General features: G+C 64.6%; 21 protein-coding genes. 11 read left to right on the forward strand and 10 right to left on the reverse strand.

The annotated features are described in order from the left end of the window. Positions 1-74 precede the first annotated feature (74 nt). The 7 genes from phnG to NGR_RS10115 all read left to right on the forward strand — a co-directional run bounded on the left by phnG (position 75) and on the right by NGR_RS10115 (position 5,303). Positions 75-542, forward strand: coding sequence for a phosphonate C-P lyase system protein PhnG (gene phnG, locus NGR_RS10085; RefSeq protein WP_015888167.1), 468 nt, complete (start codon positions 75-77; stop codon positions 540-542). Then, positions 542-1,144, forward strand: coding sequence for a phosphonate C-P lyase system protein PhnH (gene phnH, locus NGR_RS10090; protein WP_015888168.1), 603 nt, complete (start codon positions 542-544; stop codon positions 1,142-1,144). The genes phnG and phnH overlap by 1 nt, the downstream gene beginning before the upstream one ends. Before the next feature lie 4 nt (positions 1,145-1,148). Next, positions 1,149-2,255 carry a carbon-phosphorus lyase complex subunit PhnI gene (locus NGR_RS10095; RefSeq protein ID WP_015888169.1) on the forward strand — a complete coding sequence of 369 codons (1,107 nt, stop codon included), beginning with the start codon at positions 1,149-1,151 and terminating at the stop codon, positions 2,253-2,255. After that, a complete protein-coding gene (locus NGR_RS10100) occupies positions 2,252-3,145 on the forward strand; it encodes an alpha-D-ribose 1-methylphosphonate 5-phosphate C-P-lyase PhnJ (RefSeq protein ID WP_015888170.1) in 894 nt (297 codons plus the stop codon). Before NGR_RS10095 ends, NGR_RS10100 begins: the two co-directional genes overlap by 4 nt. Continuing rightward, positions 3,142-3,918: a phosphonate C-P lyase system protein PhnK gene (gene phnK, locus NGR_RS10105; RefSeq protein WP_015888171.1), complete on the forward strand. Its 777-nt coding sequence runs from the start codon at positions 3,142-3,144 to the stop codon at positions 3,916-3,918. The genes NGR_RS10100 and phnK overlap by 4 nt, the downstream gene beginning before the upstream one ends. Before the next feature lie 66 nt (positions 3,919-3,984). Then, complete coding sequence (gene phnL, locus NGR_RS10110) at positions 3,985-4,692, forward strand: phosphonate C-P lyase system protein PhnL (protein ID WP_015888172.1); 708 nt, start codon at positions 3,985-3,987, stop codon at positions 4,690-4,692. Further along, positions 4,689-5,303 (forward strand): DapH/DapD/GlmU-related protein, encoded by a 615-nt coding sequence (locus NGR_RS10115; RefSeq protein WP_015888173.1) that lies wholly within the window; start codon positions 4,689-4,691, stop codon positions 5,301-5,303. The genes phnL and NGR_RS10115 overlap by 4 nt, the downstream gene beginning before the upstream one ends. A gap of 153 nt (positions 5,304-5,456) precedes the next feature. On the opposite strand, the gene NGR_RS10120 is transcribed toward NGR_RS10115, so the two are convergent. The 6 genes from NGR_RS10120 to NGR_RS10145 all read right to left on the reverse strand — a co-directional run bounded on the left by NGR_RS10120 (position 5,457) and on the right by NGR_RS10145 (position 12,450). After that, a complete protein-coding gene (locus NGR_RS10120; protein WP_015888174.1) occupies positions 5,457-7,175 on the reverse strand; it encodes a dihydroxyacetone kinase family protein in 1,719 nt (572 codons plus the stop codon). 4 nt (positions 7,176-7,179) lie between these two features. Continuing rightward, on the reverse strand, positions 7,180-8,121 hold the full coding sequence (locus NGR_RS10125) for a sugar phosphate isomerase/epimerase family protein (RefSeq protein ID WP_015888175.1): 942 nt from the start codon (positions 8,119-8,121) through the stop codon (positions 7,180-7,182). 55 nt (positions 8,122-8,176) lie between these two features. Then, positions 8,177-9,712, reverse strand: a complete 1,536-nt coding sequence (locus tag NGR_RS10130; RefSeq protein WP_015888176.1) for a tripartite tricarboxylate transporter permease — start codon at positions 9,710-9,712, stop codon at positions 8,177-8,179. A 34-nt stretch (positions 9,713-9,746) separates the two neighbouring features. After that, entirely contained in the window at positions 9,747-10,247 is a 501-nt protein-coding gene (locus NGR_RS10135; protein ID WP_015888177.1) for a tripartite tricarboxylate transporter TctB family protein, read from the reverse strand. A gap of 95 nt (positions 10,248-10,342) precedes the next feature. Further along, positions 10,343-11,329, reverse strand: a complete 987-nt coding sequence (locus NGR_RS10140) for a tripartite tricarboxylate transporter substrate binding protein (protein WP_015888178.1) — start codon at positions 11,327-11,329, stop codon at positions 10,343-10,345. A gap of 74 nt (positions 11,330-11,403) precedes the next feature. Continuing rightward, positions 11,404-12,450 (reverse strand): 4-hydroxythreonine-4-phosphate dehydrogenase PdxA, encoded by a 1,047-nt coding sequence (locus NGR_RS10145; protein ID WP_015888179.1) that lies wholly within the window; start codon positions 12,448-12,450, stop codon positions 11,404-11,406. A gap of 203 nt (positions 12,451-12,653) precedes the next feature. On the opposite strand from NGR_RS10145, the gene NGR_RS10150 reads away from it, so the two are divergent. Beyond that, positions 12,654-13,340, forward strand: a complete 687-nt coding sequence (locus NGR_RS10150; RefSeq protein WP_015888180.1) for a GntR family transcriptional regulator — start codon at positions 12,654-12,656, stop codon at positions 13,338-13,340. A 64-nt stretch (positions 13,341-13,404) separates the two neighbouring features. Here NGR_RS10150 and NGR_RS10155 read toward each other — a convergent pair whose 3' ends face one another. Then, positions 13,405-13,950 (reverse strand): Pycsar system effector family protein, encoded by a 546-nt coding sequence (locus tag NGR_RS10155; protein ID WP_015888181.1) that lies wholly within the window; start codon positions 13,948-13,950, stop codon positions 13,405-13,407. Positions 13,951-14,080: 130 nt separating this feature from the next. Here NGR_RS10155 and NGR_RS10160 point away from each other — a divergent pair, with 130 nt between their 5' ends. From NGR_RS10160 to NGR_RS10170, 3 genes are all read left to right on the forward strand, one after another. Continuing rightward, positions 14,081-17,677: a FecR domain-containing protein gene (locus NGR_RS10160; RefSeq protein WP_015888182.1), complete on the forward strand. Its 3,597-nt coding sequence runs from the start codon at positions 14,081-14,083 to the stop codon at positions 17,675-17,677. Beyond that, on the forward strand, positions 17,677-19,659 hold the full coding sequence (locus NGR_RS10165) for a CHASE2 domain-containing protein (RefSeq protein WP_015888183.1): 1,983 nt from the start codon (positions 17,677-17,679) through the stop codon (positions 19,657-19,659). The genes NGR_RS10160 and NGR_RS10165 overlap by 1 nt, the downstream gene beginning before the upstream one ends. A 613-nt stretch (positions 19,660-20,272) precedes the next feature. After that, the gene (locus tag NGR_RS10170; protein ID WP_015888184.1) at positions 20,273-20,719 is read left to right on the forward strand and encodes a hypothetical protein; all 447 of its coding nucleotides are present in this window, start codon (positions 20,273-20,275) and stop codon (positions 20,717-20,719) included. A gap of 85 nt (positions 20,720-20,804) precedes the next feature. On the opposite strand, the gene NGR_RS10175 is transcribed toward NGR_RS10170, so the two are convergent. The 3 genes from NGR_RS10175 to pcaH form a co-directional block, all read right to left on the reverse strand. Beyond that, entirely contained in the window at positions 20,805-21,860 is a 1,056-nt protein-coding gene (locus NGR_RS10175; protein ID WP_015888185.1) for a 3-carboxy-cis,cis-muconate cycloisomerase, read from the reverse strand. Between the two features lie 79 nt (positions 21,861-21,939). After that, a complete protein-coding gene (pcaG, locus tag NGR_RS10180; RefSeq protein ID WP_015888186.1) occupies positions 21,940-22,554 on the reverse strand; it encodes a protocatechuate 3,4-dioxygenase subunit alpha in 615 nt (204 codons plus the stop codon). 11 nt (positions 22,555-22,565) lie between these two features. Further along, positions 22,566-23,315, reverse strand: a complete 750-nt coding sequence (gene pcaH, locus NGR_RS10185) for a protocatechuate 3,4-dioxygenase subunit beta (protein WP_015888187.1) — start codon at positions 23,313-23,315, stop codon at positions 22,566-22,568. Between the last annotated feature and the right edge of the window lie 2 nt (positions 23,316-23,317).

Here is a 23,317-nt window from a genome sequence, read left to right on the forward strand (position 1 = left end):
TGTCATTTCCGAGCGCTAGGGAATGGTATAAGATGTATAGTTGTCTAGATCAATAGACATTTTAGGTGAAGCGAATGGATGCGAGCAAGAAACATGAAACCCTGTATGGGGCGGATCGCAAGGAAGGCATGCGGCTGCTGGCGCGCGCCACGCTTGCGGAACTCTCCGCCGCCTGGGAGGCGATTGCCGACAAGCCGGTCGTGGCGTCTGTGCGCGGTCCGGAGACTGGGCTCGTCATGGTACGCGGCCGCATCGGCGGCGGCGGTGATCCCTTCAATCTCGGCGAGGCGACGGTGTCGCGCGCCGCGGTTCGGCTTTCGAGCGGTGAGGTCGGCCACGGACAGCTGCTCGGCACCGACAAGGAACGGGCGCGCTATGCCGCGATCTTCGACGCACTCTTCCAGACCGACGCCCATCGCCCGTCGGTCGAGGCGCTGCACCGGCTGATCGCCGCCCGCCTCGAAGCCGAAGACCGGCGAAAGGCCGAGGAGACGGCCGCGACCCGCGTGAACTTTTTCACCATGGTGCGGGGAGAAGATTGATGAGCCCGCATTCGCAAATCTACGCCGGCGCCTTCGCCGATCCGGTCTTCGCGGCGCAGTCCGTATTCCGCACGCTGATGGACTGCTTCGCGCGGCCGGGTACCATCGGCCGCCTTTCGGCGTCCGCCACACCGCCCTCGCCTCTTGGTAATGCCAGCGGCGCCGTGGCGCTGACGCTCTGCGACCACGACACCCCCGCCTGGCTCTCGCCGGCGCTCGCCAAATCGGCCGTGCCGCAATGGATCGCCTTCCACACCGGCGCATGCGTGACCGAAGCCAAGGACGAGGCGCGTTTCGCCTTCGTCGAGAAGGGTGCCGCAGTCCCGGGTTTCGACCAGTTCGCGCTTGGCACGCAGGAGTATCCCGACCGGTCGACGACGCTCGTCGTCGAGGTCGAGGCGCTGGCGGGCGGTGTGCCGCTCGTCGCTAGCGGCCCGGGCATCAAGGAGGCAGTCGTCGTCGCGCCGATCGGGCTGCCGGACATCTTCCTCGATTTCTGGACCGCCAACCGGGCGATCTTCCCTCGCGGCATCGACCTGGTGCTGACGGCGGAGGGCGCGGTGCTCTGCCTGCCGCGCACGACCAAACTCGAGCGGGAGTAGGAGCATGTACGTAGCCGTCAAAGGCGGGGAAGCCGCCATTGCCAACGCCCACCGCCTGCTTGCAGACCGTCGCCGCGGCGACCGCTCGCTGCCGTCGATCACCATCGAGCAGGTCGTCGAGCAGCTCGGTCTTGCCGTCGATCGCGTCATGGCCGAGGCCTCGCTTTACGACCGCGCGCTCGCCGCGCTTGCCGTGCGCCAGGCGCGCGGCGACATGATCGAGGCGATCTTCATCCTGCGCGCCTATCGCACCACACTTCCTCGCTTCGGCTATTCCGAACCGGTCGACACGGCGAACATGACGGTCGAACGGCGCGTCTCGGCAACCTACAAGGACCTGCCCGGCGGCCAGCTCCTCGGCCCCACCTTCGATTACACTCACCGCCTGCTCGATCCGTCGCTGATCGCAGATGAGACGGTCTCGGAGCCGGCAGTGAAAGAGCCCGGCGAACAGGTCATGCGGGTCTCTGACATCCTCGACGCCGAGGGCCTGATCGAGGGCGACGGAAAGATGCCTGACGGTCACCTGGCCGGCGACCTGACGCGCGAGCCGATGGAGTTTCCAATGCCGCGCGACTTGCGCCTGCAGGCGCTTGCCCGCGGCGACGAAGGCTTTCTGTTGGCGCTCGCCTATTCCACCCAGCGCGGCTATGGCCGCACCCATCCCTTCGTCGGTGAGATCAGGATCGGCGAGGTGGAGGTGGAGCTCGATCTGCCGGAGTTCGGCTTCGCCGTCTCGCTCGGCACCATCCGCGTCACCGAATGCCAGATGGTCAACCAGTTCAAGGGCTCGGCCACTGAGCCACCGCAGTTCACCCGCGGCTACGGGCTCGTCTTCGGCCAAAGCGAGCGCAAGGCCATGTCGATGTCTCTCGTCGACCGGGCGCTCCGAACCGACGAGTTCAGCGAGGATATCGTTGCCCCGACGCAGGACCAGGAATTCGTCATCTCGCACGCCGACAACGTCCAGGCGACCGGCTTCGTCGAGCATTTGAAGCTGCCGCACTACGTCGACTTCCAGGCCGAGCTCGACCTGGTGCGTCGCATGCGCCGCGACTACGAGGCCGCCCGCACCGGCGGCAAGGACGGCATGAAGGAGGCCGCCGAATGAACGACCTTGCAACCTACAATTTCGCCTATCTCGACGAGCAGACGAAGCGGATGATCCGCCGGGCGATCCTGAAGGCGATCGCCATTCCGGGCTACCAGGTGCCCTTCGCCTCGCGCGAAATGCCGATGCCCTATGGCTGGGGCACCGGCGGCGTGCAGGTGACCGCCTCGATCCTCGGACCCACGGACGTGCTGAAGGTCATCGACCAGGGCGCCGACGATACCACCAATGCCGTGTCGATCCGCGCCTTCTTCCAGAAGGTCGCCGATGTCGCCGTCACCACCAGGACGAACGACGCGACGATCATCCAGACGCGGCACCGGATTCCCGAGGAACCACTGAAAGAGGGCCAGACGCTCGTCTACCAGGTGCCGATCCCGGAACCCTTGCGCTTCCTCGAGCCGCGCGAGACCGAGACGCGCAAGATGCATGCCCTCGAGGAATACGGCCTCATGCATGTGAAGCTCTACGAGGACATCGCCCGCAACGGCCATATCGCCACGACCTATGCCTATCCGGTCAAGGTCGAGGGCCGCTATGTCATGGACCCCTCGCCGACGCCGAAATTCGACAATCCGAAGATGCACATGTCGGAGGCGCTGCAGCTCTTCGGCGCCGGCCGCGAAAAGCGCATCTATGCGGTTCCGCCCTATACCCAAGTCGTCAGCCTCGATTTCGAGGACCACCCCTTCGAAATCCAGAAATTCGACAAGCCCTGTGCGCTCTGCTGTGCCGAGAACGTCTATCTCGACGAGGTGGTGCTCGACGACAAGGGTGGGCGGATGTTCGTCTGCTCCGATACCGACCATTGCGAAGACCGGCGCGCGCAAGGCCATGCAGGTCCGATGCTTGCCCGCCCGACGCATGAAAGCCAGGAGGCCGCCGAATGACCGCCGTGCCGCTTCTCAAAGTCAAGGACGTCTCGAAGTTCTACGGAAGCCGCATCGGCTGCCGCAACGTCTCTTTCGAGCTTTATCCCGGCGAAGTGCTCGCCGTCGTCGGCGAGTCCGGTTCCGGCAAGACGACGCTGCTCTCCTGCCTCTCGACCCGGTTGATGGCAAGTTCCGGCATCATCGAATACCACATGCGCGACGGGCAATATCGCGATCTGGCACATATGGGCGAGGCCGAGCGGCGCTTCCTGATGCGCACCGATTGGGGCTTCGTCCACCAGAACCCGGCCGACGGGCTGCGCATGACGGTGTCGGCCGGCGCCAATGTCGGCGAGCGACTGATGGCGGTCGGCGACCGGCATTACGGTAATATCCGCGCGATCGCCAGCGACTGGCTGCGGCGTGTCGAAATCGAAGAGGACCGGATCGACGACCAGCCGCGCGCCTTTTCCGGCGGCATGCGCCAGCGCCTGCAGATCGCCCGCAATCTCGTCACCGCGCCGCGCCTGGTCTTCATGGACGAGCCGACCGGCGGCCTCGACGTCTCGGTTCAGGCCCGCCTCCTCGATCTCGTCCGCGGCCTCGTCCACGATCTCGGCCTTGCTGCTGTTATCGTCACCCACGACCTCGCCGTCGCCCGGCTCCTCTCGCACCGGATGATGGTGATGAAGGACGGCGCCGTCATCGAACAGGGGCTCACCGACCGGGTGCTCGACGATCCGCGCGAGCCTTATACCCAGCTCCTCGTTTCCTCGATTCTGCAGGTCTGACGCATGATCCCGAAAAATGGAACCCGGTTTTCGGACGAGATCACGCGGCAAAGGAAAGTAAAAGTCATGGCTACGCCCCTTGTTGTTTCAGAAGTCGCCAAGAGCTTCACCATGCACCTGCGCGACGGCGTGCGCCTGCCGGTCGTCGCCAATGTCTCCTTCTCGGTGAAATCAGGCGAATGCGTCGTGCTCGGCGGCCCCTCCGGCGTCGGCAAGAGCTCGATCCTCAAGATGCTCTATGGCAATTACGGCGTCGACGAAGGCCAGATCCTCATGGAGCATGACGGCCGCCTCGTGAACCTGGCCGATGCCGAGCCGCGCACCGTGCTCGACGTGCGCCGCACCACACTCGGCTATGTCAGCCAGTTCCTGCGCGTCGTGCCACGCGTCTCGGCCCTCGACATCGTCGCCGAGCCGTTGCAGGCGCGCGGTGTGGCGGCCGGAGATGCGCGCGAGCGCGCCGCTGAGTTGCTGGCGAAACTCAACCTGCCAAGGGAACTCTGGGCTTTGCCGCCCGCCACCTTCTCCGGCGGCGAGCAACAGCGCGTTAACATCGCCCGCGGTTTCATCACCGACCACCGGATCCTGCTGCTCGACGAGCCGACCGCATCGCTCGACGCGATAAACCGCGCCGTGGTGGTCGAGATGATCGCCGAGAAGAAGGCACAGGGCACGGCGCTCGTCGGCATCTTCCACGACGCGGAAGTCCGCGACGCGGTCGCCGACCGCATCATCGATGTTTCCGAGTTTTCGCCGAGAAAGCGCGCCGCATGAGCCGGAAGCTTGGGATCGAACCCTTCATCCATCCGACCGCCAGCGTCGTGAATTCGAAGCTCGGCCGTTACACGGAAATCCAGGAACGCTCGCGCCTGGATGAGGTCGAGTTCGGCGACTATTCCTACATCATGCAGGACGGCTCGATCTGGTGTGCGACGATCGGCAAATTCGTCAACATCGCCGCCGCGGTTCGCATCAACGCCACCAACCACCCGACCTGGCGGGCGACGCTGCATCATTTCACCTACCGCGCCCCGATGTACTGGGACGACGCCGAACCCGATCACGATCTCTTCGCCTGGCGCCGCCAGAACCGCGTGACGATCGGCCATGACGTCTGGATCGGTCACGGCGCAACCATCCTGCCGGGCGTCAAGGTCGGCAACGGCGCCGTGATCGGCGCCGGCGCGGTCGTCTCGAAGGACGTCGCACCCTACACGATCGTCGGCGGCGTACCCGCCAAGCTGATCCGCGAGCGCTTCAAGGTGGAGATCGGTGAAGCCATGGACCGGCTCGCCTGGTGGGACTGGGACCATGCCAAGCTGCGCCGGGCGCTGGAGGATTTCCGCGAGCTGACGGCGGAGGAGTTTTTGGTGCGCTACGGGTAGGCTTCCAATCCAAGAGGTATAGGCGAAGGCCCTCATCCGCCTGCCGGCACCTTCTCCCCGCAAGCGGGGCGAGGGGATCGCGGCGCCGCCTCGCCGACCTTATCCCCCAGGGTTAAACCCGAGGAGAGGGGCAAAATCCGGCGCTGGCATTTATCAGTCGCTGTCGGCCGCCCTCAAGAACTCACCCGCCACCCGCGCCACCAGCGCTAGCGAAACCGCGCCCGCATCCGGATGGCCGATGCTCTTCTCGGCAAGTGGCCGCGCCCGGCCGAGTTTCGGCGTCAGGCTCGAGGTCGCATCGGCCGCGTCCTGCGCGGCTTTCGCCGCCACCGTCCAAGCATCGATGAGCGGCTTGCCCGCGGCGGCCTCTCTTTCCAGCGTCTCGACGAACGGCACCAGCGCGTCAACCAGCGTCTTGTCGCCCACGCGTGCGCGGCCGAGCCGGGTGACTCCGTCGAGCGCCAGCCTTGCGCCCTTGACGACTGCCGCATCGCTCACCTTCTCGTCATCGCTGAAGGCATTGCTCCAGGATCGGAGCGCCAGGCCCCAGATCGCACCGGAGGTGCCGCCGGCGCGGTCGGCCCAGGCGTCGCCCGCAGCCGCCAGCACGCTCGCGGCGCCGGCACCAGCGGCGACCGCCGCCTTCGCTGCGTCGAGTGCGGCTGCCGAACCGCGGCGCATGCCCTGGCCGTGGTCGCCGTCGCCAGCATAAGCGTCGATGCGGCCGAGTTCTTCTTCCGCCTCCCTCAGGGCGTCGGCGATATTGCCGATCAGCCGCGCGATACATTTGCCGCTCTGCTGCGAGGCTTCCGAGGCGGCAGCGAAGCTTTGCGGCCCTTCGGCATCAACGATCTCAGCCGTCGCGGGCTCGGCGGCGATGATTACGCCCTTGCGCAGCACCGGTGCATCCGAGGGCGCGCGCCAGAGTGCTTCCAGCTCGTCGCCGAGCCAGAGAAGCGTCAGCGAGCAGCCCTGCATGTCGAGGCTGGTGACGAACTCGCCGCATTCGGGATCGACGATTTCCAGCCCTGCGTCCGCCAGTTCCCTGGCAATTGCCGTCCAGAGAACGAACAGCTCTTCGTACTTGGTCGAGCCGAGGCCGTTCAGGACCGCGGCGACCTTCCTCGTACCGGCCGGCCGCTCGGCGATGAGCTTGCCGGTCAGCAGCTTGGCGAGATCGCTGGCGGAGGAGATCTTTTCCTCGCTGATGCCGGGCTCGCCGTGAATGCCGAGACCCAGCGCCATCTGCCCCTTCTGAACGGTGAAGAGCGGCCCGGCCGCACCCGGCAGGGTGCAGCCGCCAAAGGCGACGCCGAACGATACCGTCCGATCATTGGCAAGACGGGCGAGCCGTTCCACCTCGTCGAGCGGTTTGCCCGCCTCGGCGGCCGCGCCGGCGATCTTGAAGACGACGAGGTCGCCGGCGATGCCGCGGCGCTTGGCGGGCGTTTCGACCGAAGCGCTCGCCACGTCGTCGGTCACCGGCAGGACGCGCACGTCGATGCCTTCGGCGCGCAGCCGCTCGGCCGCAACCCCGAAGTTCAAGACGTCGCCCGCATAGTTGCCGAAGCCGAGCAGCACGCCACCGCCCTGGTCCGCGTGGCGGCAGACGCGCGCGACCGCGGCTGTCGACGGAGAGGCGAAGACGTCGCCGGCGACCGCCGCATCCGCGAGTCCCGGGCCGACATAGCCGGCGAAGGCCGGATAGTGGCCCGAGCCGCCACCGATCACCACGGCTACCTTGCCCTTCGGCACCTTGGTGGAGCGCACGACGCCGCCCTTCACCAGGCGAACGTTGCGGGCATAGATCGCCGCGAAACCGGCAAGCGCGGCGGTGGCAAAATCTTCCGGAGCGTCAAAGATCGTCGTCATCGCTTCAATGTCCCTGTTCGCGAGGCAGGATGCGCCTCAGATAATCGCGATTGGCGGCACTGACAGAAAGCCCGTCGCCACCGTAGTGCTCGCAGAGGAAGGGGCTGTCGAAGCCGTGCGCCAGGGCCATGCGAATCGCCGAGCGGTAATTGATGACGCCGAATTCGAGCGGGGCCGGGTGGGTGACGATCAACCCCGAAGCCGCATCCTCCGTGCGGTTGTAATTCTTGACGTGCCAATATTTAGCAAAGGGCGCAACCTTTGCCATCATCTCCTGCCAATGTTCGACCGGGCGATGCAGGCGGATGAGGTTGCCGAGATCGGCGTTGATGCCGACATTGGCAAGCCCGACCTCCTCGACGAAGCGCACCGAACTGTCGGCCGTTCCGAGATAAGTGTCTTCGTACATTTCCAGCGACACTTCGATGCCGAGCTCTTCCGCGTGTCGGCCAAGCTCGCGGACCCGCGAAACCGCCGTCTTCCAGGTCGCCGCGTCGTCCGGGTTCTTCAGCCCATCGACGGTCCAGAACCACAGCACCTTCTTCTGCGCCTCCGTCAGCGGACCGAAGAAGCCGAACGACACGGAACCTGCGCCGACTGAGGCGGCGGTCTCGATGACCCGGTGTCCATAGGCGAGATATTCCTCGCCATGCTCGGGATCTATCAAGCTGCGCCGAGCGGTGGAGATCGCCGGAATGGTGAGACCGAGGGATCGGGTCAGGCCGACGAATTCCTCCCGCCGATCGGGGGAAAGATCGGCGAGCCTGATCCAGCTATCGGTCGGGTCGAGTTCGGTAAAGCCGGCGTCGACCACGTCGGCAAGCGTTGCGGCCCACTCCTCTACCGTCTGGTCTTGCACGGATCGGCCGTCCGGCAGCAGGTTCGGATATTGGATCATAGCGGCCGCGATCGGCCAATTGTCACGGTTCCATGTGCGCGGCGCCATGGCGGACTCCTCGATATCTGGAGAAATTAAGTCGTGCATTTCTGCGGCGGCCGGATCAGGCTGCCGCGTTGCCGTCGCCATGCGGAGCAGCGTCGTGCCGCCGCTTGCGCAAGGTGCCGATCAGCCAGAAGGCAAGCGGCGAGAGAAGCAGCGCCAGGCCCAGTGCCATCAATCCGGCAACCAGCGCGTTCGACCAGAAGATGTCGAGGCTGCCGCCGGACATCAGCATCGACTGGCGGAAGGCATCCTCCGCCTTGTCGCCGAGCACCATGGCAAGGACCAGCGGCGCCAGCGGATAGTCGAGTTTCTTGAAGACGTAGCCGAGCAATCCGAAGCCGATCACCAGGAAGATGTCCGAAATCGAATTCGCCACCTGGTAGGCGCCCGAGAAGATCACCGCGACGATGATCGGCCCGATGATCGAGAAGGGCACGCGCAGGATCGAGGCGTAGAGCGGCACGGTCGCGATCACCAGGAAGACGGCGACGACATTGCCGAGATACATCGAGGCGATCAGGCCCCAGACGAAATCCGGCCGGTCGGTGAAGAGCATCGGACCGGGCGTCAGCCCCCAGATCATCAGCCCGCCCATCATCACCGCGGCGGTTGCCGAACCCGGCACCCCGAGCGCCAGCATCGGCAGCAGGGCGGACGTGCCGGCCGAATGATCGGCGGTTTCCGGCGCCACAACGCCGCGCGGATCGCCCTTGCCGAATAGCGACTTGTCGCGTGCCGAGCGGCGGGCAACGCCATAGCTCATGAAGGAAGCGGCGGTCGGGCCGGCCGGCGTGATGCCCATCCAGATGCCGATGATCGTCGAGCGGGCGATCGTCAGCCAATAGCGCGGGATCTCGACCAGCGTGCGGCCGATCTCGGCGAGCTTGACGCGCGCCTTGATGCCTTCGAAGCGCAGGCCCTCCTCCGTTGTCAGCAACAGTTCGCCGATGCCGAAGAGGCCCATGACAGCGATCAGGAAGCTCACGCCCTTGATCAGTTCGGGAATATCGAAAGTGAGGCGCAGATTGCCGGAGATCGTGTCCATGCCGATCGAGGCCAGCGCGAAGCCGAGCATCATTGAAACGAGCGTCTTGAAGGGCGATTGCGCACCCATCGAAATGAAGCTCGCAAAAGCCAGGAAATAGACGGCGAAATATTCGGGCGAGGAGAATTTCAGCGCGAAATTCGCTACCCAGCCCGAAAGCAGCGTGATCATCACCACGCCGGCGAGCGCCCCGAGCCCGGCCGAGACGAAGGCGAGCGTCAGCGCCCGGCTCGCCTGGCCGGCCTTGGCCATCGGATAGCCGTCGAAGGTGGTGGCGACGGAGGACGGTTCGCCCGGGATGTTGAAGAGGATCGACGTGGTCGAGCCGCCGAACAGCGCCCCCCAATACATGCAGGACAAGAGGATGATCGCGGAGATCGGATCCATCGAGAAGGTGAGCGGCAGGAGCAGCGACACGCCGTTCGGCGCGCCGAGGCCGGGCAATACCCCGACAAGGATGCCGAGCGTCACGCCCACCATCATCAGCAGGATGTGGTTCCAGCTCAGGATATGGCCGAAGCCGTCGATCAGGAGACCGATATTTTCCATGTCATTCCTCCCGCAGGCAATGCATTCGGCCGGGTCAGTAGATCCCGAACCAGGCTTCGACCGGTCCCTTCAGCAGCGGAACCTGGAAGCCGATCTCGAAGATGAGGAAGAAGGCGGCCGAAACGCCGAGCCCGGACGGCAACGCGATCCACCATTTGTAGCGGCCCTGGAAGAGCATCGTCGCGGCGATGTAGAGCGCCGTCCCGACATAGAGCCCCAGCCACGCCGCGATAGCCCCGAAGGCAACGAGCGGCAGCAGGAAGGAGGCGACCACCTTGGCGCGGCCGGCGTCGATGAAGACTTCTCCCGTGTCGCGATGCTTAAGGAACGCCTGGGCAATATTGACGAGGCTACCGAAGACGATGAGGAGGCCGATATAGAAGGGGAAGTAGCCCCCATCCGGCCCCATCTCGGTCCAGCCGGCGCCGATATCGAGCGAGCCCCAGCAGACCGCGACGCCGAAGGCGCCGGTGAGCGCCGCGACGCCAAGCTCGACCGCAAAGCGCGAGATCCCGTTCGCACTGTTCTCACTCATGATCGTCTCCTTTCGGAACGGTGGCCGGCGCTCCGAGCGGGACAGCGAGCGTGTCCGCCCGTCCCGCCCGGCATCGAGCGCCCGCGATGATTGCCTTAGTTGGCGAGCCAGCCTTCGCGCTTCAGCACTTCGCTCACCGCGGCACCATCCACTTCGACGGCGGATTTGAGGTCGTCACCACTCAGATAGACGGGGGACTGCGACGTGTCGGCGAGATACTTGGCCCATTCCGGCGTTTCCGAAACCTTGCGCATAACATCCGCGTAGAACTGGACGACATCCGCTTCGACGCCGCCCGGCAGCCAGACGGTGCGCGGCATCGAGTAGTTGTCGATCGGAATGCCGGCTTCCTTGCAGGTCGGGATATCGCGCCAGCCCTTGTCGCCGGCGACCTTGGCCACGCTCGAAAGCTTGACGCTCTTGAAGACGCAGAGTGGCTTGACCATGCCCGCCTGCCACTGGCCGAGATTCTCGCTCGGATTGTTGACATTGGCGTCGATATGCTCGCCGGCAAGCTGCACGGCCGCCTCGCCGCCGCTTTTGAACGGGATGTAGCTGATCTGGGCGCCGGTCGCGTCGTTGATCATCGAGGTGAGGATCTGGTCGACGTCCTTCGACTGGCTGCCGCCAATCTTCAAGCCACCTTCCTTCGCCTTGGCGACGAAGTCCGCGGCGGTCGAATAGTCGGCCTTGCCGTTGACCCAGAGGACGAATTCGTCGGATGCGAGGGCTGCGACCGGCGTCAGATCCTCGGCCTTGTAGGGCACCTTGGCGCGAACCGGCAGCAGGTAGGCATTGTTGGTGCCGAAGGCGAGCTTGTGGGCGTCGCCCTTGTAGCCGGCCGTGTAGACGAAGCCTTCCGCGCCGCCGGCGCTGCCCTTGTTGGTGACGACGACCGGCGTCTTCATCAGTTCGTATTTGGCGATGATCGCCTGGATGGTGCGCGCGAAGATGTCCGTGCCGCCGCCGGGGCCCGCGGTCACGACGAACTCCACCGGACGGTTCGGCTCGAAGGCCGCGGCCGGCGCGGCGACGCCGAAGGCGGCGGCCATGATGCATGCGATAGAGACGGATTTCTTCATATGTGGTCCTCCCGTTGAGTTGGATCCGGCGCAAGACCTCCCCTGACGCCGGTATGGCTTGAAAGCGTGCGAATTCAGGCGGCCGCCGAGAGGCCGCGGTTCTTCTTCGCCATGCGGGCCGCAAGCAGGATCGCCTCGCGGCTGGCGCCGACATCGGCAATGCCCTTGCCGGCAATGTCATAGGCCGTGCCGTGCGCCGGCGTGCAGAGCGGGAAAGGCAGGCCCCCCATCATCGTCACGCCCTTGTCGAAGCCCATCAACTTCATGGCGATCTGGCCCTGGTCGTGATACATCGTCAGCACCGCGTGGAAGCCTTCCTTCAGCGCCCGGACGAACACCGTGTCGGCCGGGAACGGCCCTTCGACGTTGAAGCCGAGCGCCTTGGCCTTCTCGACGGCGGGCTCGATGATGTCGATCTCTTCCATGCCGAAGCTGCCGCCGTCGCCGGCATGCGGGTTGAGGCCGGCGACCGCGATCTTCGCCTCGTCATGGCCGGCATTCCTAAGGCAGGCCCGGGTCAGTTCGAGTTCTGCGACGATCCCTTCCACCGAAAGGTTCCGCGCCACGTCCGACAGCGGAATGTGCGAGGTGACCCGCGCGTTCCATACTTTTTCGAGAACATTGAACTCGCGCACCTTGCCGGTGAAGGACAGCACATCGGCGATGAAGCGGATCTCGTCGTCATAGCCCGGATAGGCAAAGCGCATCGCCTTCTTGTTGAAGGGCGTGAAGCAGACCGCATCAGCCTTGCCGGCATGTGCCAGCTCCAGCGCAGCACGGAAATTCCGCGTGGCGAAGGCGCCGCCGGCAAGCGTCGCCTCGCCGCGCACAACGTCGGCCGGATCGAGATGCTCCAAATCGACGAAGACGTGGCGCGAGGTGCCGGCCGTGCCGAGGGCATCGAGCGAGACGGCCTCGAGGTCGAGTTCGACGCCGGCAACCTTCGCACCCTCGTCGAGAATGCGGCGGTCGCCGACGGCAATGATGTGCGCCGCCTCGCGGACATCCACAAGCGCCAGCAGCCGCGCCGTCAGTTCCGGACTGATCCCGGCCGGGTCGCCCATGGCAAGGGCGATGACAGGACGCCCATTCTTCGCTTCGGCCGCACCATTGCTCGTCATTGTGAGATGTCCTCCATCCTCTGCGTTGATCGATGTCATACGTTATTCAAAATTTTGCATCAAGTCTTTTGTATTCTGTATGCAGCATTTTTTATTGACGATGGCGGAACCTGCCTCCATGCTTGAATGAGACACCGCTGATTCAATCGAGTGGTCGAGGGAACTTAAGACCGGGTCACCAGTCGGAGCGCAGAACGGGAAAAATGAACGAAATCACATCATTGGAGCGGCGGCCCGAAGGCGGCCCGGGGCCGATCCGGCGCACCGCACTGCACGACACGCTGGTCAGCCACCTGCGCGACATGATCATCGAAGGCGACCTTCCGCCCGGCACCCGCCTGCACGAGGGCCAGCTCGGCGAACAGCTCGGCGTGTCGCGCACGCCGCTTCGCGAGGCGATCAAATATCTGGCGAGCGAGGGCCTGGTCGAGCTCGTCCCGAGCCGCGGCGCCGTCGTCAAGCGCTTCAGCGCCAAGGACGTCCAGGACATGCTGACGGTGCTGCGGTCGCTCGAGGAGCTCGCCGGCCGGCTTGCCTGCGAGGCCGCAAGCGATGTTGGCATAGCCGAAGTACGGGCGCTGCACGACGAGATGGTACGCCGCTACGAGGCAGGCGACCGGCTGCAATACTACAAGCTCAACCAGCAGATCCACACGGCGATCGCCCAGCTTTCCGGCAATGCGGCGCTGGCCGACATGCACGGGATCTTGCAGACGCGCCTGAAGCGCATTCGCTTCATCGGCCACGAAGGCCCGGAAAAATGGGCCGCCGCCGTCGCCGAGCACGAGGAGATGATCGCTGCCCTTGAAGCCCGCGATCAGGCGAGGCTGTCGGAGGTACTGGGGCGGCACCTGACGAAGGCCTGGGAGCGGGTGCGCGACTCGGTGTAGATGCTACCGGCCCGCCGCCACGCGCAGGCGCCACGGCGGATTCTCATTGCGACCCCGAAGGCGGCTATGGGGTTGCCAGCAGAAAGACATAGGCAAGCACCGTGACCAATAGGCCGCGGAAAGCGGCGATGACGAAGCGGTATTTGCTGCAGGCGATCGCCGAGAGCACGTCGGCATTGTCCACATACTGGCGAAACAGATAGGTCGAATCAGCGCGGCCCGCCGCATCGATGAACTCGTCGCGATGGGCGCGCCAGGCACCCCAGAAGAGCGTCGTGGAGGTGGCCCCCTTCCTCGGCAAAACGACGAGGATGGCAGCCAGAAGCGAGAATATCGAGGCGAGCGCCATGACGGCCGAGAATATCATCGGCAGCAGCTCTCCGTCCATGTAGCGCTGCCAAGTAAACACGTTCCGCCCCTCTTCGGACGAAACCAAAAAGGCGAACATGAAGGTAAAGATATAGGCTGCCTTCTGATCGGACATCTTGATCTGGTCGGAAAAGACATCATTGATCTTCTGAATGTGATCGTAATAGGCGCTCGGCGTGACCTCGCGCCCCTCTCCTTCACTTGAAGGTTCGATCTTGTACAGGTTTCCCCCGAGATCCATGCGCGCCCCCTTGCTTCCTGTCTCCTCTTTATTACACCGGCGCGGTAACAATATATGCCCAAAACTGGGCGCTTGACTTTTCCTCTCCGAAAATCCACTGGATTCCGTGCAACGAGGGGCAATTGCACGGATGCGGCGAGGAAGAACGGGGGCATTGCTGATCGCAATGGCGCTTTTTGCGCCATGGCCGGCGCTTGCCGAGCCGGTGCCGCGGCAGCAGCCCGCAGCCGGATCCGTGATCGCCCGCAAGTCCGGCGAGGAGGTGCGTTTCGTCGACGTCTCCAACTGGCGGTTCGTCGACCTTGCCCAGGACCTCGTTCCGGGCGACGTGCTGCGCACCAATGCCACCGGCGCGCTCGCCGTGCTCTTCCGGGACCACACGCAGATAAGGCTCGGGCGGAACACGGCGCTGCGCGTCAAGCAGATCGGCGGAGGCGACACGAATCTCGAATTGCAATCGGGCACGATCTGGGCCCGCGCCGAACGCGGCGGCGAAGGCCTGGTGATCGACACGCCGGCCGCCGCAGCCGCCATCCGCGGCACTGACTGGACGATGAATGTCGGCACCGACGGAAAGACCTCGCTGACCGTCCTTGAAGGCGTCATCGAGCTCAAAAACGCCTATGGCAGCGTCACGGTGAAGCAGGGCGAAGGTGCGGTGGCCGCAATCGGCAGCGCGCCGACGAAAATCGTCATCGTCGCGTCGAAGGACCGCGAGCAGATGCTCTTTCATCTGGCGCTCCGCGACGCCTTCGTCTGGATGCCGCCGTCGCCGCTCAGGGTTCCCGACATGCGGCGCGAACGGCAGCGGATCGAGGCCCGGCAGGAAGTTTCGCGCTCGGCCGAGGACTGGCTGACGCTTGCTGAAATCTACCTGACGCTAGACGGGCGCCAAAAGGCGCAGGCGGCGCTTGAACAGGCACGGCGGCAGGGTCTCAATCGATCACAGGCGGCCCGCGCGACCCTCGTCGAGGCGCTTATCGTCGGCTCCGAGAACCGCTACGCCGATGCCGCGAGACTGTTTGGGCAGGCCGCGCGCGAACTGGATGCAAACCGCCGCTCCATCGCCGCCTATGGCGGATATTTCGCCCGCGCTCTTGCCGATCCGGGCCGCGTCGAAAGCCCGCCTCGACAGGCCACAGGCGCCTACGGAGCACTGGCCGAAGCCTGGACTGCGGGCTTTCGCATTGATATCCGCGCGGCGATCGAAACGATCAAGAAGGCCGAGCGGCAGCATCCGGACGATCCGAGCCTGCCCGCCTTCCGCGCGCAGTTCGCTTCGCTGCTCGATGATCGCGCCGAGATACGTGACGGCATCAAAAGGGCGCTGACGATCGATCCCGGCGATCCAACCGCGCTCGAGGCGCGTGCCCACTACCGCGCCGATATCGAGAACGATCTTGAGGGCGCGCTGGCCGACCTTCAGCGCGCCTTGGAAACGGCACCGGGATCTCCAACGATCTGGAACGCAATCGGCATCGTCCAGGGCGACCGCGGCGACAACCGCGCTGCCGAGAGGGCTTTCAAAAAAGCAATAGAGCTCGATCCCGCGGACCCGAACTATCACGCGAACCTCGCGATTCAGTACCTGGGCGAATTGCGGGTCGCAGAGGCAAAGCGCGAGATCGATGCGGCGCTCGCTGTCGATCCGTCCTTCGATATAGTGCTCGTCGCACGCGGCTGGTATCAGTTGCAGAATGGAGACGTTGAAAAGGCGGTCGAAGACCTGCTTGCCGGCTCGACGGCCAACCCAGCCTTTGCGGGCGCGCAGATGCTTCTCGCGGCGGCATACTACGAAAAAGGTGACCACGGTCCGGCGGCCCAAGCGCTGGATAGCGCTGACAGACTCGATCCCAACGATCCCGTCGTGCCAATGGCGCGAACCGCCATCGCCATCGATGCCTATGACGCGGACGCCGCCATCCGCAACGCCCAGGAAGCAATGCGCCGCACGCGGGCGCGCGGCGGCGATACGGCGGCGCTTGGCGCCAACCAGGAGCAAGGCTCGACGCTCAACGACGCATTCCGCCTGCAGGGGCTAGACGCCTGGGGGCAATATTACGGCGATGCCGTGTTCGACCCCTTCACCGGCGCGAGCTACGTGGACCAGGCGGTGCGCGGCAGCGTCAATCCCTTCTTTAACGATTACGATTTCGACGCGAACGCAATCACCAACACGGCCAATGCAACCGGCTTCTCCGCGCTCATCCAGGGGCTTCTGATCGATCCGCACATGCTCGCGAGCCGGGAACGAACGGTCAACTTGCTGCAATCGCCGTTCTTTGAAATCGAGCTTGGCGGCGGGATCATCGCCAATGACGATCATACCGGGTGGGTGGGAGAAGCGGGAGTTCGCGGACTTACGGTGTCGCCGTTCCCGATCACCGTATTCAGCACGTTCCAATGGGAGGAGCCGAGCGACACGATCGAATCCGGGGGCGCCCGCATGGAACGGGAGCTGCGGATTATCGGAGGCAATGGCTTCATCACGGCCACCCCGTCACCTGACGACCGCTTTGTCGCCTTCGCGAATTACTCGAATGTCGACGATTTCCAGAAAATTCTGCCCAGCCCGCCAGATTTCGAAATAGGGGACAACTCTTCCACAATACTCTCCGGCCTCGCGTGGAGTCACACGTTCGGTTACCGCAATGTCGGAAACGCCGCTCTGTTTTTCAATGAATTTCGCAGCGAAGATAATCAAATGGTGCGCGACGGAGGGAGCGAAGGCAGCGTAGACGTCGATAGAAACGACCGCAACTACATCGCTGCCTTGAGCCACGCATATGGCGACGGAGACCTGACCTGGCGTTATGGCGCTGAAGCCGGTAAAATCCGGTCGGACACGAGGACGCACGCCAGGCTCATCGAGCCGCCCGATCCTCCGGAAACAGCGACATTTTTTCAGTCCTCGACGCGGGCAGTCGCGAAGACCTATATTGACGGCCTCTATGAGATTACGCCTGACCTCAAGGTCGAAGGCGCGCTGTTTGCCCGCTACATCGAGGACTCTAACGACAACAATATCCGCCTTGAACCGAAGTTCGGCGTTGCCTGGGCGCCGGCCGAGGGCCATTGGCTGCGTGCAGCGGTCCAGCGCGAAGGCTATAACTTTGACGCGGCCACGCTTGCGCCCGTCGGCATCGTCGGGCTGCAGCCCAATCAACTTTTGATCGGAACGGAGGGCTATGCCGATACGCTCGCTCTCCGGTGGGATGCCGAATGGAACGATTGGCTCTTCACGGCTGTCGACTATCAGCATCAGGAAATCCACAACGGTTCGATTGATTTCCCCTTCCTGACGACGGGTTTTGATTTCGACAAAGGCAGAGTCGACCGCGTCGCATTGACCTCCAACGTAGCACTCGGCCATGGTCTCGGTCTCTCGGCGACGGTGGCCCGCATCGAAAGCGAGGACCTGTCGGCCGGTAGCAGCGGCGAACTGCCCTTCTTGCCGGAGAATGCGGGCCAGGTGGCCTTGACCTGGGTCAACACCGCGAACGTCAAGACGACGCTGGCGGCAAACTACGTCGGCAAACGCACGGACAGCACGGCCACCCTCGACGACTTCTGGACCCTCGACGCCGCGCTCCAATGGGAGCCCTTCGACAAGCGCTTCGAGGTCGAACTTGCCGGTTTCAACCTGCTCGATGAGGAATTCGAGGTGCGTGACGGCATTCCCGGCTGGGGACCGACCGTGAAGGGCACGGTCAAAGTTCGGTTCTGATGCACGCGTCTCGCCCAAGGCTAAGCCTTTCCGCTCTCGTCGACCGCGTTCGCCAATCCCCACGCCGAGCGAAGCTCGCCGCCCTGACCGTCTTCGTCGCCGTCCTCGTCTCGCTTGTCTCGCTGACCGGATCCTGGTCGCTCGCCGACCTCAGAGCCTATGACTATCTCTCGCTCATCGGCCGACCCGCGCTTCCCAAGGACGGCCCCATCATTGTCGCGATCGACGAGCCGTCGATGGCGGAGATCGGCAGTCAATGGCCCTGGCCACGCGCCCTGCACGCCCGGCTGATCGAAGCGCTGAGAAAGGCCGGCGCGCGGACGATTGCGATGGACGTCATCTTCGCCGAGCCGGCTGCCGAGCCGGAAAACGACAGGGCACTCGCCGAGGCACTCGGGCCGGACGTGGTGCTTGCCGGCGATGAGACGCTGATCGAAACGCCGCAGGCCGAACAATTCGTCCGCACCGAGCCGCTGCCCCTCTTCACCGAGAGAGGCGCGAAAGTCGGCATCGCCTCGGTCAATCTCAGCGGCGACGGGACATTGCGACAGCTTCCGTCCTATCCAGACGGCTTTGCGGTGACGCTCGCGACCATCGCCGGAAGGAATCCGCAGCCGCCACAGCGGCAGGCCTTGATCCAGACCTTCGGTCCTGCCCGCACCTATCCGACCGTTTCCTATTACCAGGCGCTCGATCCCGAAAATTTCCTGCCGGAGGGCACCTTCCGCGACCGTGTCGTCATCGTCGGCCTGAGCCTGCAGAACGCCCCGTCGATCGCCGACGGCGGCGTCGATGCCTTCGCCACCTCCGACACGGTCTTTTCGCGCGGCCTCGTCGCGGGCGCGGAGATCCAAGCGACCATCTACGACAATCTCGTGCACGGGCTCGCCATCAAAACCGCGGCTGCGCCGATTTCCGTACCGGCAATCCTTCTCGCAGCGCTGGCAGCCGCGCTCGTCGTTTTTAAATCGACCAGTTGGAGGACGTTCGGCTACGGGGCCCTCGCGCTCGCGCTGATTTTCCTCGCGAGTTACGGCCTGATGCGCCTCGGCCACCTGTTCGTCTCGCCGCTCGGTCCCGGCCTTGCCTTCCTCGGCGTCGCGGTCGGCCAGGCCGGCATCGACTATGCCGAGGAGCGCCGCCGCCGCCGCGAGATCATGCGCGCCTTCGCGCAATATCTCTCGCCGGCGCTCGTCGAACGGCTGGCGAAGGACCCGTCGCAACTGAAGCTCGGCGGCGAGAGGCGCACGCTGACGATCCTCTTCTGCGACGTTCGCGGCTTCACGACGATTGCCGAAGACATGAAGGACGACCCCGAAGGGCTGACGACGCTCGTCAATCGGCTGCTGACGCCATTGTCCGAGGCGGTGCTGAACCAGGGCGGCACGATCGACAAATATATCGGCGATTGCCTGATGGCCTTCTGGAACGCGCCGCTCGACGATCCCGATCACGCCCTTCACGCCGTCGCCGCGGCCCGCGACATGCTCGCCGCGCTTGCCGGCGTCAATGCTGAACTCGAGACCGAGGCCAAGGCAGCCGGACGCCAGCCGAAGATGCTGCGCATCGGCATCGGCATCAATACCGGCGAATGCGTCGTCGGCAACATGGGCTCCGCCCGCCGCTTCGACTATTCGGCACTGGGGGACGCAGTCAATCTCGCCTCCCGCCTCGAGGGCGCCTCGAAGGACTACGGCATTCCGCTGCTCATCGGCGAGCGGACGGCCGGGCTCGCCGCCGCCAGATTCCCGGTCGTCGAGATCGACCGCATCACCGTAAAAGGGCGGAGCCTGGTCTCACCGGTCTTCACGCTGGCCGACGGCGCCTCCGAAGCCGCCCTTGCCCGCCATATCGCCTATATCGAAGCGAAGTACCGCGACGCCGGCGGCATCGACGCGGCGCAGTTCGACGAGCTCAAATCGATGCTGCCCTCGCTCGAGCACTATTACGAACAGGAGCGCGCGCGACTGTGCTCTGCCTAAATTAATCTAATTGGAGCGAATACTGAATCGCATGATACCCCCTCTGCCCTGCCGGGCATCTCCCCCACAAGGGTGGAGATCGGCAAGTGGCAATGTTCCGCCCATCAAATACCCAATTCATGGACTTTGCAGGTGCCTTGATTTCGGCGTACGCAGCTGGCGTGGGGCAGAGCGGCGCTTCCAGCCAATCTCCCCCCTTGTGGGGGAGATGCCCGGCAGGGCAGAGGGGGGTGCCTCCGATCACAGTAACGACCTGATCGGGCCTTGTTCTAAGGTGCCCGGCCGGAACCCCTTTGAACGGATGGAAAGCCCGAAATATTACAGATACTTCATGTAACCTGGACGGCTAACAGATTTTATATGGAAAGATGCGCCTCCAAGTCCGTACATGGTCCAAGTAATCTCGCCGTCGACGTTGCACCAGTCCGGAATTGGTCAAAAGTTTGTCAACACAGGCCAACGAAACTTTATTTATTGTTAATGTGACTAACACCACCTCCGGGCCTATTCCTTTTCTCGAGGCTGAATACTGCCGGCGACCGAAAGGCTCGCGACGGTATGAGACAGCCTGGACTGGAAGCTCCCGCTTCCACCCGACCAAGGAGACGCAAACATGCGCTCGCTCATCACGACTTCCGCAATCGCCGCCCTCGCTCTGTCGCTCGCCGCAGGCGGTGCCTTCGCCGCCGACCGCCACGAGGGTACCACCCCGACCGGCCCCGAGAACGGCGACTACTACCAGGGAATATTCGGCAACGACGATGTGGCTCCTCCCGCCCCGGACGCCAGGCCGATGACCTCGGCCGTCGTCGTCGAACAGCCGCGGCTCGCCAGCATCCTCCACGAGCTTCGCGCCGCCAATCATCGCATGGATGCCGAGCGCGCCTCGGGCAAGCTCGGCCCGGTCGCCTTCAGCCGGCTGCGCCGCGAGGAACAGAACATTCGCGCCGACGCGGCCCAGGTCGCGGCCATGCATCGCGGCAGAATACCGAATGGGTCCTATGCACAATTGCAGCGGGACATGCGCCGGCTCGACTGGAATATTGCCCGCTCGGCTTGACGGCCCGGCACCGCCGCATCATTGCCCAGAATAAACCGAGCCGGGCCGCTTCTCAGGAAGCGGCCCGGCTTCTTGTCGACCGTCCTCAGGCAGCGCCGAGACGCCGGATATTGCCGGCAAGCTCCGTGGCAAGCCTGAGCGCCGCGGCGGTCGCGCCGACGATCTGCGGCAGGAGCAACCATTCGAGCGTCCAGGCGGAACCGGAGCGCTCCTGCTCGTGGACAAGAGCCTGATGGATGCCGGAGACTTGCGTCGCATTGAAGCGCGCCAGCGTCACCAGCACTTCGGCGGCGACCGGGTTCTGCTTGTGCGCCATGGCGGAGGACGCGCCGCTGCCGGCCAGCACGATCTCATCGCCCGCCTGCGCCATCAGGGCGACATCCTGGCCAAATTTGCCGAGGCTGCCGGTGATCAGCGTCAACAGGTGGGCGAAATCGGCGATCGCCGATCGCTGGCTGTGCCATTGCGGACAGTCGATCAGCGCCAGTTCCTCCGCGAGCGTCGCGCGGACCGCGTCCGCCTTACCCTCGAGCTTGTCGAGCGTGCCGGCGGCACCGCCGAACTGCACGGCGAACAGGTCGATATCCATCGCGTCCAACCGATCCTGATGGTCGAGCAGCGGCTCGACCCAGGTCCGCATCCGATCCATCACGGTGATCGGAATGGCCGCCTGCATGCGCGTGCGCCCCATCAGCGGACGCCCGCCCCATTGCCGGGCGCCTTCCTCCAGCACCGCGGCGATCTCGCCGAGTCGGCCGGAGAACAGCTCGCCGATCGCTTTGAGGCGCAGCATCAGGCTGGTGTCGATGACATCCTGGCTGGTGGCGCCGTAGTGCACGTGCTCAGCCGCCGCTTCGCCGACGGCGCGCCGCAATTGCCGGACGAGTTCCGGCACGGAGACACCGTCGACAGCCAGTCCGCGCCGCAAGGCCGCGACATCGGGGGAAAAGGCCCGGCATGCCTCGGTGATCCGGTCGGCGGCCGCGGCCGGAATCACCCCGTGCTGCGCCTCGGCCCGGGCCAGCGCCGCCTCGAAAGCCAGCATGGCGCGAATTTCCGCGGCCGCGGAAAACTCTGCCGCGACCGCCTCGTCGCCGAGCAGGCCGGAAAGATAGGGATGATCAAAGGCCGAGTAGGTCATTCCACGTCTCCAGGATCTGGCCTCCCCTCATCAGGGGACGCCGAAAAGCGCGCGGCAACGCGGGACGAGTCGCCTATGATCATATGTCCAGGAAGACCGTTTCCTTCTCCCCCTGGAGATGAATATCGAAGAGATAATTAGGCGCCCGGCCGCCGGCGACAAGCGTCTCGGCCCGGTGGCGATGCTCGATCCGCGCGAGCAGCGGATCCTCGGCATTCGCGGCCGCCTCGTCTGGGAAGTAGAGGCGCGTGTGGAGCCCGATATTGATGCCGCGCGCCACGATCCAGAAGGTGATGTGCGGCGCCATCAGGCGGCCGTCCTTGAAGGGAACGCGGCCGGGCTTGACGGTCTCGAAAACGAAGGTGCCGTCGTCGGCGCTCGTCGGGCAGCGGCCCCAGCCGGCGAAATTCGGGTCGGCGGCGCCGCGCGGTTCCGAAGGCGAATTGTAGAGTCCGGCGGCATCCGCCTGCCAGATTTCGACGAGCGCGTCCTTGAGCGGCGCGCCGGCGCCGTCGATCACCCGGCCTGTGACGGTGATGCGCTCGCCGAGCGTCTCGTCGTTGACCATTGCCGACCCGAGGTCGCGCTCGTAGACGCCGGGGATACCGGCGAAATTCGGCGTCAGGCCGATATGGACGTAAGGTCCAGCCGTCTGCGAAGGCGTTTCCTTGAGGTAGTTCAAATCCTGCACCATCGTCACCTCCCTCAATTGCCTTCAGGCCGGTTCTCGAAGAATGTCGAGCGGCGACCGCGCAGCACGATGTCGAACTTGTAGGCCCGCGCATCCATCGGGATGGTGTTGGCCCAGTCGAGCGGCGCGATCAGTTGCTCTATCGCGCGGGCGTCGGGGATCGTGCCGACGATCGGACATTTCCAGATCATCGGATCGCCCTCGAAATACATCTGGGTGATCAGCCGCTGCGCGAAGCCGTGGCCGAAGATCGAGAAATGGATATGGGCCGGCCGCCAGTCGTTGACGCCGTTCGGCCAGGGGTAGGCTCCCGGCCGGATCGTCCGGAAAACATAGGTGCCGTTCTCGTCGGTGATCGTCCGGCCGCAGCCGCCGAAATTCGGGTCGAGGGCCGCGAGATAGCTTTCCTTCTTGTGGCGGTAGCGCCCGCCGGCATTCGCCTGCCAGAATTCGACAAGGGCGCCCGCGACCGGGCGGCCGCGCTCGTCGAGCACCCTTCCGTGCACGATGATGCGTTCGCCGATGGCGCTTTCGCCCGGCTTGGCGAAGTTGTGGATCAGGTCGTTGTCGAGCTCGCCGATGATCGAATGGCCGAAGACCGGACCGGTGATCTCGGAAATCGTGTTGTCGAGCGAAAGCAGCGCCTTCTGTGGCGAACGCAGCACCGATGTCTTGTAACCGGGCGCAAAGGCCTGCGGGTGCCAGTCCCGGTCGCGCTGGAAGAAGGCGCCCGTTTCGGGCCGGCGATTTTCTGTGTCGGACATCG

The organism is Sinorhizobium fredii NGR234 (assembly GCF_000018545.1).
Lineage (GTDB): Bacteria > Pseudomonadota > Alphaproteobacteria > Rhizobiales > Rhizobiaceae > Sinorhizobium > Sinorhizobium fredii_A.